Source organism: Providencia sp. PROV189 (genome assembly GCF_028480065.1).
Classification (GTDB): Bacteria; Pseudomonadota; Gammaproteobacteria; order Enterobacterales; family Enterobacteriaceae; genus Providencia; species Providencia stuartii.
Map to the genome: position 1 here is coordinate 329906 of NZ_JAMPOG010000005.1, position 12664 is coordinate 342569.

Below are 12664 nucleotides of genomic sequence, written 5' to 3' on the forward strand. Positions count from 1 at the left end.
TAGTAGGCCTCCTAGGTTGAGGCAGGCTTATTTTTTCGTATAGGTAGTATCATCTAGGGCGCTTTGCTGTTTTTTGAACTATTCTAGGTGTATTCATTCCAACTAATTAGCCAGACATTTTTATCTATAAAACGCAGTGCAGTTAGAGTCTAATCAAGATGTAACCTCATCATTAATCGATAGATGAGCCGATTACAGATTTTTATATCGTGTAGCCTTGCTATCTTGGTGAATATAGACAACGCTTACATTGCGTAAAATAACAAATGACGTGAATATTTAACTAGATTGTTAAGGTTGCTCCTTGCGGATCTGCATTTGAAACGGTTACTGCGAGTTAATATGGTTATTATTCGTTATTATTGAATAATAAAACGCTAATGGTTTGGCTATATCGATTCAGTTAGCGAGTTTATAGCATAGAAATTCGCTTCAAATGTTAAATTACCGTGCTGGCAATCGGAGGATTAGTTATCAAAACATGCTAAAATTTAAAAAAATCTGTTAAAATTTGCAGGATTTTATGATTTAGCTCAAGGTCTTTATGGACAGTTAGTGAATACTTTGTTACTTTATTAATCCGTAAAGAAATTGGTATTACCAATTAACACTGAGCAATACCTAATCAATAATTAATCACTAACGATCATGGCAGGTTATGGCTTACGGTAAAATTCGCCAACCAAAATTATCAGATGTTATTGAGCAGCGCCTCGAGCATCTTATTTTCGAAGGGACATTGCGCCCCGGCGAAAAGCTGCCTCCTGAACGTGAGCTGGCAAAACAGTTCGACGTTTCTCGGCCATCAGTGCGTGAAGCTATCCAAACTCTTGAAGCTAAAGGTCTATTATCTCGCCGCCAAGGTGGCGGAACTTTTGTTCAAAAACAGATGTGGCAAAGTTTTAGCGACCCACTAACTGAACTTCTTACGGGGAATCCCGAATCTCAATTTGATCTTCTTGAAACACGCCATGCCCTTGAAGGGATAGCTGCTTATTATGCGGCGTTGCGTGGTACGGATGAGGATTTGGAGCGAATTCGACAAAGCTATGAGCTAATTATTAAAGCTCAACAAAGTGGCGATATTAATGCGGAATCAAATGCGGTTTTGCAATATCAACTGATTGTCACAGAAGCGGCGCATAATGTGGTGATACTGCATTTGCTACGTTGTATGGTGCCAATGTTGGAACAGAATATTCGTCAAAACTTTGAGTTTTTGTATACCCGCAAAGAAATGTATAAAGCAGTTAGTGAACATCGAGCTCAAATATTCTCCGCTATAATGGCAAGAGAGCCTGAGAAGGCAAGGGAGGCTTCCCATCGCCATTTAGCCTTTATTGAAGAGCTACTTTTGGATATTAGTCGTGAACAAACAAGGCGGGAGCGTTCTCTACGTAGGTTGCAGCAACATCCTGAATTAAATTAGTAATGCAGATTACTGACTGCTGCGTCTGCATTACTGTGACTACTCTCTGTGAGAGTTCTAGCGGCAACAACAGCAGGGCCTATCTTCTCGCTATTTTGTAGAAAGTAGCGCGAAGATAGGCTCCACATAAACATTAAAAAATAGATAACAGATAAGGAATACACCATGTCAGATATGTTGAAAAATGACGTGGATCCGATTGAAACTCGCGACTGGCTACAGGCGATTGAATCGGTCATCCGTGAAGAAGGTGTTGATCGTGCTCAGTTCATTATCGAACAGGTATTGAATGAAGCGCGTAAAGGCGGTGTTAACATTGCTGCTGGTGCATCTGGTAGTTCTGATTATATCAACACTATTGCTGTTGAAGACGAGCCTGCATACCCTGGTAACATGGATTTGGAGCGCCGTATTCGCTCCGCAATTCGTTGGAACGCAGTCATGACTGTACTGCGTGCTTCTAAAAAAGACTTGGAGCTGGGTGGTCATATGGCATCATACCAGTCTTCTGCAACTTTATATGAAGTCTGTTTTAACCATTTCTTCCGCGCTCATAACAACAATGATGGCGGTGACTTGGTCTTTTTCCAAGGTCATATCTCCCCAGGGATCTACGCACGCGCATTCTTGGAAGGTCGTTTAACTGAAGAGCAGATGAATAACTTCCGCCAAGAAATTGGTGGTAAAGGTCTGTCTTCTTATCCACACCCTAAATTAATGCCTGATTTCTGGCAATTCCCAACTGTTTCAATGGGTCTTGGCCCGCTAAATGCTATTTATCAAGCGAAATTCTTGAAATATCTTGAAAACCGTGGCCTGAAAGACACTTCAGCTCAAAGAGTGTACGCTTTCTTAGGCGATGGTGAGATGGATGAGCCAGAATCTAAAGGTGCTATCACTATCGCGACACGCGATAAGCTAGATAACCTTGTATTCGTGATCAACTGTAACTTACAGCGTCTAGATGGCCCTGTTACAGGTAACGGTAAAATTGTCAACGAGCTGGAAGGTATCTTTAATGGTGCAGGCTGGCAAGTCATCAAAGTTATGTGGGGCGATCGTTGGGACGAGTTGCTGCGTAAAGACACTAGCGGCAAACTGGTTCAATTAATGAACGAAACCCTTGATGGTGATTATCAAACATTCAAATCACGTGATGGCGCGTACGTTCGTGAGCACTTCTTCAATCGTTACCCAGAGACTGCTGCATTAGTTAAAGACATGACTGATGACGAAATTTGGGCGCTGAACCGTGGTGGTCATGATCCGAAGAAAGTGTATGCCGCATTTAAAAAAGCAGCAGAAACTAAAGGCAAGCCAACTGTTATTTTAGCTCAGACCATCAAAGGTTATGGTATGGGTGAAACAGCTGAAGGTAAGAACATTGCGCACCAAGTGAAGAAAATGAACATGGACGGTGTTCGTCACTTCCGTGATCAATTCAATGTGCCTGTGGCTGATGATCAACTGGAAAAACTGCCATTTATTACTTTTGATAAAGATTCAGAAGAATACAAATATCTGCATGAGCGTCGTCAAGCTCTAGGTGGTTATCTACCAGCACGTCGTACGCACTTTGATGAGAAATTAGAAATCCCTACGTTATCTGATTTCAGCCAATTGCTAGAAGAGCAATCAAAAGAAATTTCAACCACTATCGCATTTGTTCGTGCGTTAAACGTGATGTTGAAAAACAACTCTATCAAAGACCGTTTAGTGCCAATCATTGCTGACGAAGCTCGTACTTTCGGTATGGAAGGTTTGTTCCGTCAAATTGGTATTTATAGCCCTAAAGGTCAGCAGTATACGCCTCAGGATCGTGAGCAAGTGGCTTACTATAAAGAAGACTCTAAAGGTCAGATCCTACAAGAAGGTATTAACGAGCTAGGTGCAGGTTCATCATGGTTAGCGGCTGCAACATCATACAGCACAAACAACCTGCCGATGATCCCATTCTACATTTACTACTCAATGTTTGGTTTCCAACGTATCGGCGACCTAATGTGGGCAGCGGGTGACCAGCAAGCTCGTGGTTTCTTGATTGGTGGTACTTCAGGCCGTACAACTTTAAATGGTGAAGGCTTACAACACGAAGATGGTCATAGCCATATTCAATCACTGACTATCCCTAACTGTATCTCTTATGACCCTGCTTATGCTTATGAAGTTGCCGTCATTATGCAGGATGGTTTAGAGCGTATGTATGGTGAAAAACAAGAGAACGTGTACTACTACATCACGACTCTGAATGAAAACTATCATATGCCTGCAATGCCTGAAGGTGCTGAAGAGGGGATCCGTAAAGGTATTTATAAACTGGATTCAATCGAAGGCAGCAAAGGTAAAGTTCAGTTGTTAGGTTCTGGTTCTATGATGCGTCATGTTCGCGAAGCAGCTAACATTCTGTCAGCGGAATATGGCATCGGTTCTGATGTGTATAGCGTTACTTCATTCACTGAATTGGCTCGTGATGGTCAAGATTGTGAACGTTGGAACATGCTGCATCCTTCTGAAGCACCACGTGTACCTTATGTTGCTCAGGTAATGAATGATGCGCCAGCCGTTGCATCAACTGACTATATGAAACTGTTTGCAGAACAAATTCGTACTTACGTACCAGCAAGCGATTACCGTGTATTAGGTACTGATGGTTTCGGTCGTTCTGACAGCCGTGAAAACCTACGTCACCACTTTGAAGTGGATACATCTTATGTAATCGTTGCGGCGTTAGGTGAATTGGCTAAACGTGGTGAAGTTGATGTTAAAGTCGTTGAAGAAGCGATTAAAAAATACAACATCAACCCAGAAAAAGTTAACCCACGTCTGGCATAAGAGGTAATAATCAATGTCTATTGAAATCCAAGTGCCTGATATCGGTGCTGATGAAGTTGAAGTCACCGAAGTTATGGTTAAAGTTGGTGATAAAGTAGAAGCAGAGCAATCGCTGATCACTGTTGAAGGCGATAAAGCATCTATGGAAGTCCCATCACCACAAGCAGGTGTGGTTAAAGAAATTAAAATTGCAGTAGGTGATAAAGTCACCACTGGCAAATTGATCATGGTCTTTGAATCAGCAGAAGGCGCGGCTCCGGCTGCGTCAGCAGAAGCACCAGCGGCACCAGCCGCTGCCCCAACAGCAGCAGCTCTGAAAGAAGTGTCTGTCCCTGATATTGGCGGCGATGAAGTCGAAGTGACTGAGATCATGGTAAAAGTAGGTGATACAGTTGCAGAAGAGCAATCGCTGATCACTGTTGAAGGTGACAAAGCTTCCATGGAAGTTCCTGCACCCTTTGCTGGTACTGTAAAAGAGATCAAGATTGCGACTGGTGATAAAGTGAAAACAGGTTCACTGATCATGGTCTTTGAAGTTGCAGGATCAGCACCAGCAGCGGAAGCAGCACCCGCATCGGCACCTGCGTCAGCGCCAGCAGCCTCGGCAATTAAAGATGTTAATGTACCTGACATCGGTGGTGATGAAGTTGAAGTCACTGAGGTTATGGTGAAAGTTGGTGATACTGTTTCAGCTGAGCAATCAATCATTACGGTTGAAGGCGATAAAGCATCAATGGAAGTTCCTGCACCCTTTGCCGGTACCGTGAAAGAGATCAAAATCGCCACTGGTGATAAAGTGAAAACAGGTTCACTGATCATGACGTTTGAAGTTGCAGGTGCAGCACCAGCAGCATCGGCACCAACTGCGTCACCAGCGCCAGCCGCTTCCGCTCCGGCAGCCGCACAGGCGCCAGCACCAGCACCAGCAAAAGCAGCTGATAGCAAAAATGAATTTGTTGAAAACGACGCTTATGTACATGCAACGCCAGTCATCCGCCGTTTAGCGCGTGAGTTTGGTGTTAACCTTGCTAAAGTAAAAGGCACGGGTCGTAAAGGTCGTATTCTGCGCGAAGACGTACAATCTTACGTTAAAGACGCCATCAAGCGTGCCGAAGCACCAGCTGCTGCGGGTGGTGGTTTACCGGGCATGTTGCCATGGCCAAAAGTGGATTACAGCAAGTTCGGTGAAGTTGAAGAAGTTGAACTGGGTCGTATCCAAAAAATCTCTGGTGCTAACCTAAGCCGTAACTGGGTGATGATCCCTCATGTTACGTTGATGGAAGAAGTCGACACTACAGATGTCGAAGACTTCCGTAAGCAGCAGAACAAAGAAGCTGAGAAGAAACAACTCGGTGTTAAAATCACGCCACTGGTGTTTGTGATGAAGGCTGTTGCTCGTGCGCTAGAAGAAATGCCTCGTTTCAATAGCTCTATTTCTGAAGATGGCCAACGCCTATTCATGAAGAAATATGTCAATATCGGTATCGCGGTTGATACGCCAAATGGCCTAGTTGTTCCTGTTATCAAAGACGTGAACAAAAAAGGCATTATGGAACTGTCTCGCGAACTGATGGAAGTTTCTAAGAAAGCGCGTGCAGGCAAATTAACAGCTTCTGATATGCAAGGTGGATGCTTCACTATTTCTAGCCTTGGTGGCATCGGAACAACTGGTTTTGCACCAATTGTTAATGCACCAGAAGTTGCAATTATGGGTCTATCTCGCTCTTCCATCAAACCAGTTTGGAATGGTAGTGAGTTTGTACCTCGACTGATGTTGCCTATGTCTCTTTCATTCGACCACCGTGTGATCGACGGCGCTGATGGTGCTCGTTTCATCACCCTAGTAGGTCAATTGATGAGCGACATTCGTCGATTGGTGATGTAATAAATTAGGCCGGCTTATTAGCCGGTCTGTTTTATTTAGGCTGGGGCAGAATTTTTTACTGTTCATCCGAAACGTTGCGAGTTACGTCACGTAATGAGCCTTTTCAGGATGTTAACAATTCTGTAAACTGCTCGCGGTGTGTATTTTCCGGTGGAATAATTCGTTTTTCGGCTGCCCCGCTGGACAAAACAAAAAGAGGTCATGATGAGTACTGAAATTAAAGCCCAAGTAGTGGTACTTGGTGCAGGCCCTGCAGGGTATTCTGCGGCTTTCCGTTGCGCTGACTTAGGTTTAGATACTGTTTTAGTAGAACGTTATTCAACTCTGGGTGGAGTTTGTTTGAACGTTGGTTGTATTCCTTCTAAAGCACTATTGCACGTTGCTAAAGTGATTGAAGAAGCTAAAGCGTTGGCTGAACATGGTATTGTTTTTGGTGAGCCAAAAACCGATATTTCTAAAGTTCGCCTGTGGAAAGAGAAAGTGATTAACCAGCTGACTGGTGGTCTAGCTGGTATGGCAAAAGGCCGTAAAGTAAACGTTGTGAACGGTCTTGGTAAATTTACTGGTGCTAACACACTGGTTGTTGAAGGCGAAAACGGTAGCACAACTATCAACTTTGATAATGCGATTATTGCTGCGGGTTCACGTCCTATTCAGTTACCATTCATTCCTCATGAAGATCCACGTATTTGGGATTCGACAGATGCGTTAGAGCTAAAAGAAGTTCCAGAGCGTCTGCTTGTTATGGGTGGTGGTATCATCGGTCTGGAAATGGGTACTGTGTATCATGCTCTGGGTTCTCAGATTGATGTTGTTGAGATGTTTGACCAAGTCATCCCTGCGGCTGACAAAGATGTGGTTAAAGTCTTCACTAAACAAATCAGCAAGAAATTTAACTTACTGTTAGAAACCAAAGTGACTGCCGTTGAAGCAAAAGAAGATGGTATTTATGTCACAATGGAAGGTAAAAAAGCACCTGCTGAACCACAACGTTATGACGCAGTTCTGGTCGCGATTGGTCGTGTTCCAAATGGTAAAAACCTTGATGCTGGTAAAGCGGGTGTTGAGGTTGATGACCGTGGCTTTATCCATGTTGATAAGCAAATGCGTACTAATGTACCTCACATTTTTGCAATTGGTGACATCGTTGGTCAGCCAATGTTGGCGCACAAAGGTGTTCACGAAGGTCACGTAGCGGCTGAAGTTATCTCTGGCTTGAAACACTACTTTGATCCAAAAGTTATTCCATCAATCGCTTACACTGAGCCAGAAGTGGCTTGGGTTGGTTTAACTGAGAAAGAAGCGAAAGAGAAAAATATCAGCTATGAAGTTGCAACATTCCCATGGGCAGCATCAGGCCGTGCGATTGCATCTGACTGCGCAGAAGGTATGACTAAGCTGATTTTCGACAAGCAATCTAACCGTATTATCGGTGGTGCTGTTGTCGGTGTTAATGGTGGTGAACTTCTGGGTGAAATTGGCCTTGCAATTGAAATGGGCTGTGACGCAGAAGATATCGCATTGACTATCCACGCTCACCCAACGCTGTATGAATCAATTGGTATGGCAGCGGAAGTCTTTGAAGGTAGCATCACTGACTTACCAAACGCAAAAGCGAAAAAGAAAAAATAATTTCTTAAGTCGCCTTAATAAACGGCCTCTGTAGTTGGCTGTTTATGACCAAAGAGCATAAAGCCAATGTGGAAACACATTGGCTTTTTACTTTTTCAAATATAAGCGGAGAGTCATATATATTTATCCTCTTATTTAAGTTGGGTTTATATTCTTAAGGAAAAAAATTATCAACAATAATGTTTAGATGACTAATGGAATATTAAATTCTCATTTTTATTCTGTTTTTATTTATATCTAATAAAGGGATGTGCATTTGATAACACGTAAATACGTAAGTCATGGCAAATTGGATTATTGTTTATATGTTCCGTAACTTACCTTCAATTGTGAACGAACCTGACATATCATTATCGATTATGGGTACTCACATAAATAAGCTAATTCAATGAAACTAATACCGACTGCCATTTTAATCCATGTTCCTGACGTTGCTGTCGGCTTAGCTTGGTATCAACAAGCCTTTCCACAGGCGGTTGCCGAATATCTACCAGAGTTTGATTTTACCGTATTACACGTAGGGAATTTCACTATCGAGGTTGTCCAAGCTGACGCAAAGGTCTGTGAAGGTAAACGAGGCACAGTATTATATTGGCAGGTGGAATCTTTCGATTTAGCGGTTGAGCATTTATCTAAATTAGGCGCAAAACGGTATCGAGGGCCGATGTTAATAGAAGGTAACAAACGAATGTGTCAGCTTGAAGATCCGTTTGGTAATTTAATTGGATTAAAAGGGCAATAAAATCAATTAAAACCTTTAAAAAAATTAAAGCCAATCGTAATGATTTACCTTATCAATTAGTAACGTAAATAAAATTACGATAAAAATATAATTTGTGATATGAGAGGTAAAAACACATCAAAAAGGGTGCGTTAAATGCGTAAATGCATTATAAAAAGTGAGGTTTTATCTGCTTTTTATAACTCTTTATAGTATCTTAAGCTAAAAAATAACCCGAAATTAATGGTTAAGGCTTAAAGTAAGCAGAGGGATGTTGCTTTCTTGTGAATGAATTAACATTTCGTTTAAACTCTGCTATGCTGAACGCCCGAAGCTGGGCATAATTTTACTGCCATTGAGATTATGCGAGCAAGTTCCTCTGACCTGGCACCGGATGATGATTTTTTCAAGATGGTGCAGACAGCCGGGTATATAAATTACAATGAAGCGAGGAGAACGTCGTGCTAGAAGATTACCGTAAGCACGTAGCCGAGCGTGCCGCTCAAGGGATTGTCCCTAAGCCATTAGATGCTGCGCAAGTTGCTGCATTAGTAGAATTACTGAAAAATCCACCTAAAGGTGAAGAAGATTTCCTATTAGACCTGCTGACCAACCGTGTGCCCCCCGGTGTTGATGAAGCAGCGTATGTCAAAGCGGGCTTTTTAGCCGCTATCGCGAAAGGTGAAACTACCTCTCCTCTTATCAGCCCAGAAAAAGCCATTGAACTGCTCGGTACAATGCAGGGCGGGTACAATATTCATGCGCTAATTGAAGCTTTGGATGATGCTAAGCTAGCACCAATCGCGGCTAAAGCACTTTCCCATACTTTGCTCATGTTTGATAACTTCTATGATGTAGAAGAAAAAGCAAAAGCAGGGAATGAGTACGCGAAACAAGTTATTGAATCATGGGCAAATGCTGAATGGTTCATCGAGCGTCCTGAGCTGGCTGAAAAGCTGACTGTGACTGTATTTAAAGTTACAGGTGAAACTAACACAGATGACCTGTCTCCAGCTCCGGATGCATGGTCTCGCCCTGATATTCCGCTTCATGCCCTAGCTATGCTGAAAAATGCTCGCGATGGTATTGAGCCGGATGAACCAGGTAATGTCGGGCCAATTAAACAGATTGAAGCCTTGAATAAGAAAGGTTTCCCGTTGGCCTATGTTGGCGACGTTGTGGGCACAGGCTCTTCTCGTAAATCAGCAACTAACTCTGTGTTATGGTTTATGGGGGATGATATTCCGTTTGTTCCTAACAAACGTGGTGGTGGTGTTGTACTTGGTGGTAAAATCGCCCCTATTTTCTTCAATACCATGGAAGATGCCGGCGCGTTACCTATTGAAGTGGACGTATCTAAGCTGAATATGGGCGATGTTATTGATATCTACCCATATAAAGGTGAAGTGCGTAACCATGAAACGGGCGAGTTACTGGCAACATTTGAACTGAAAACGGATGTATTGATTGATGAAGTCCGTGCTGGCGGTCGTATTCCATTGATTATTGGCCGTGGTTTAACGGCTAAAGCGCGCGAATCACTTGGCTTAGAGCCAACTAACGTATTCCGTCATGCGAAATCTGTTGCACAAAGCAATCGTGGTTTCTCTTTGGCTCAAAAAATGGTTGGTCGTGCTTGTGGCCGCCCAGGTATTCGCCCAGGTGAATACTGTGAGCCTAAGATGACTTCTGTTGGCTCGCAAGATACCACAGGCCCAATGACACGCGATGAGCTAAAAGACTTAGCTTGCCTAGGGTTCTCCGCAGATTTAGTTATGCAATCATTCTGTCATACTGCGGCATATCCAAAACCCGTTGATGTGACTACGCACCATACATTACCTGATTTTATTATGAATCGTGGTGGTGTTTCCTTGCGCCCAGGCGATGGCATCATTCACTCATGGTTGAACCGTATGTTATTGCCAGATACTGTCGGTACGGGGGGTGACTCGCATACCCGTTTCCCAATCGGTATCTCTTTCCCAGCAGGTTCTGGTTTGGTGGCATTTGCAGCAGCAACAGGTGTAATGCCGCTTGATATGCCTGAATCTGTTTTAGTGCGCTTTAAAGGAGAAATGCAACCGGGCATCACGCTTCGTGATCTTGTTCATGCTATCCCTTTATATGCAATCAAAGAAGGCTTACTGACTGTTGAGAAAAAAGGTAAGAAGAATATTTTCTCTGGTCGTATCCTTGAAATTGAAGGGTTGCCTGAGCTAAAAGTTGAGCAAGCATTTGAATTAGCAGATGCTTCCGCAGAGCGCTCAGCAGCAGGCTGTACGATTAAACTGGATAAAGCACCAATTATTGAATATCTCCAGTCAAACATTGTTCTGCTGAAATGGATGATCTCAGAAGGGTATGGTGATCGCCGTACCATTGAGCGTCGTATCAAAGGAATGGAAAACTGGTTAGCTGACCCGCAGCTTCTTGAAGCAGACGCTGATGCAGAATATGCCGCAGTGATCGAAATCGACCTAAATGAGATCAAAGAGCCTATCTTATGTGCTCCTAACGACCCTGATGATGCACGTTTGCTGTCTGATGTTCAAAATGAAAAAATCGATGAAGTCTTTATCGGTTCTTGTATGACAAACATTGGTCACTTCCGTGCGGCAGGTAAGCTGTTAGATCAGCATAAAGGGCAGCTACCAACACGCCTATGGGTTGCTCCACCAACTAAGATGGATGCAGCACAATTGACTGAAGAAGGTTATTACAGTGTGTTTGGTAAGAGCGGAGCACGTATTGAAGTGCCGGGATGCTCTTTGTGTATGGGTAACCAAGCACGTGTTGCAGATGGGGCAACCGTTGTTTCAACCTCAACACGTAATTTCCCGAACCGTCTTGGTACAGGGGCAAATGTATACTTGGCTTCGGCTGAACTTGCTGCTGTCGCATCTTTGCTCGGTCGTCTCCCTACGCCTGCTGAGTATTTGCAGTTTATGGATAAGGTCGATGAAACTGCTGAGGATACTTACCGTTATCTGAACTTTGATCAGTTAGAGCAATATACTGAAAAAGCAGATAGTGTTATCTTCCAAACAACAGTTTAATTTAGCGATTTAGCAACAAATCAAAAGCCCTGAATTTAATCAGGGCTTTTTTTATGGTCGCTAATTAGGGTGTTAGTAACTTGATTAGCCGATTTGATAGGCGATAGTAACAGTGAGGAAAAATGTCGCTAATCGCTCGATAGGAAGCGCAATAGATCCTTTATCGTTTGGTGGATGATGAAGGGGAATCTATATAGTTAATGCATAAAAAGTGGTTTTAAGTGATACAGAGGAGTAATTCGGTTAGATCGTAAGCGTCGAATACGCAATATTGTGACAGAGTATGCGGATATTTTGTTGTAGATCTATATCGATATCACTCTAAACTGTTATCTTTTTGGCTAATTAATATTCATTAATTTCAATCTTGGTATGATTACTTTTTAAAACGACTAGCTAAAAAAGACTATTTTATCATTATTTGAAATTCTTAATTTGAATATTAAAAAAAGAAAAAAGATTATCTTTTTATTGATTATATTAATTTGATGATGCTTATTTGATATTGAAACAATATTACTCGTTGCATTGAAGGCTATATTTATCATGTTTTTATTTTAAAAAGTCATAATAATCAAAGAGGTGTGGTATTTTTTTAACTTGGTTGTTTTATTTATGCAAATAATTACTCGCGTTGCGAGTTAAAGTTGAAAGATTATATTATAAAGTATTAAACTACATTAAATTAGATATTTTGTTCTTTTCTTTAGTTCTTATTGTGATTTGTTTGGAGTTATTTTCTTATCAATCTTGATTGGTATGAGTGACTATTACTATATTCTATTGTTTTTAATGGTGAAATAAATTGTTACATCTATGACTCCTTTGGTGAGTGTGTAATTTACTCGAGTTAGGTGTAATGTTAATTATAAAAAAGTTATCTATAATACTTACATCTGAAAAACAGTATTTCGTTGAGATGTTTTAAAGATGCATAAAAATAGAATGTGTTATCATAATTAGAGGTAATTAATATCGGCAGTAAAAATATTTTTATAACTCTTATTAAGATAAGTAATAATAATAATTAAAATATTTTTTTATATATTTACTAATATAAGTATTGGTAATGGATTCTATTTTTCTTTATTTTGTTTTTTATTATA

At 41.7% G+C, this 12664-nt stretch carries 6 protein-coding genes; all 6 read left to right on the forward strand.

Annotated elements, in window-relative coordinates:
• Positions 1 to 658: 658 nt before the first annotated feature.
• The gene (gene pdhR / locus PR833_RS05500) at positions 659 to 1429 is read left to right on the forward strand and encodes a pyruvate dehydrogenase complex transcriptional repressor PdhR (protein ID WP_014656406.1); all 771 of its coding nucleotides are present in this window, start codon (positions 659 to 661) and stop codon (positions 1427 to 1429) included.
• Positions 1430 to 1594: 165 nt separating this feature from the next.
• The gene (gene aceE / locus PR833_RS05505) at positions 1595 to 4261 is read left to right on the forward strand and encodes a pyruvate dehydrogenase (acetyl-transferring), homodimeric type (RefSeq protein ID WP_004921831.1); all 2667 of its coding nucleotides are present in this window, start codon (positions 1595 to 1597) and stop codon (positions 4259 to 4261) included.
• Positions 4262 to 4274: 13 nt separating this feature from the next.
• The gene (gene aceF, locus PR833_RS05510; RefSeq protein WP_061063815.1) at positions 4275 to 6146 is read left to right on the forward strand and encodes a pyruvate dehydrogenase complex dihydrolipoyllysine-residue acetyltransferase; all 1872 of its coding nucleotides are present in this window, start codon (positions 4275 to 4277) and stop codon (positions 6144 to 6146) included.
• Between the two features lie 204 nt (positions 6147 to 6350).
• Positions 6351 to 7778, forward strand: coding sequence for a dihydrolipoyl dehydrogenase (lpdA, locus tag PR833_RS05515; RefSeq protein WP_014656403.1), 1428 nt, complete (start codon positions 6351 to 6353; stop codon positions 7776 to 7778).
• Between the two features lie 388 nt (positions 7779 to 8166).
• Positions 8167 to 8520 carry a VOC family protein gene (locus PR833_RS05520; protein ID WP_014656402.1) on the forward strand — a complete coding sequence of 118 codons (354 nt, stop codon included), beginning with the start codon at positions 8167 to 8169 and terminating at the stop codon, positions 8518 to 8520.
• Positions 8521 to 8960: 440 nt separating this feature from the next.
• Positions 8961 to 11558, forward strand: coding sequence for a bifunctional aconitate hydratase 2/2-methylisocitrate dehydratase (acnB, locus tag PR833_RS05525; RefSeq protein WP_004921820.1), 2598 nt, complete (start codon positions 8961 to 8963; stop codon positions 11556 to 11558).
• Positions 11559 to 12664: the final 1106 nt, after the last annotated feature.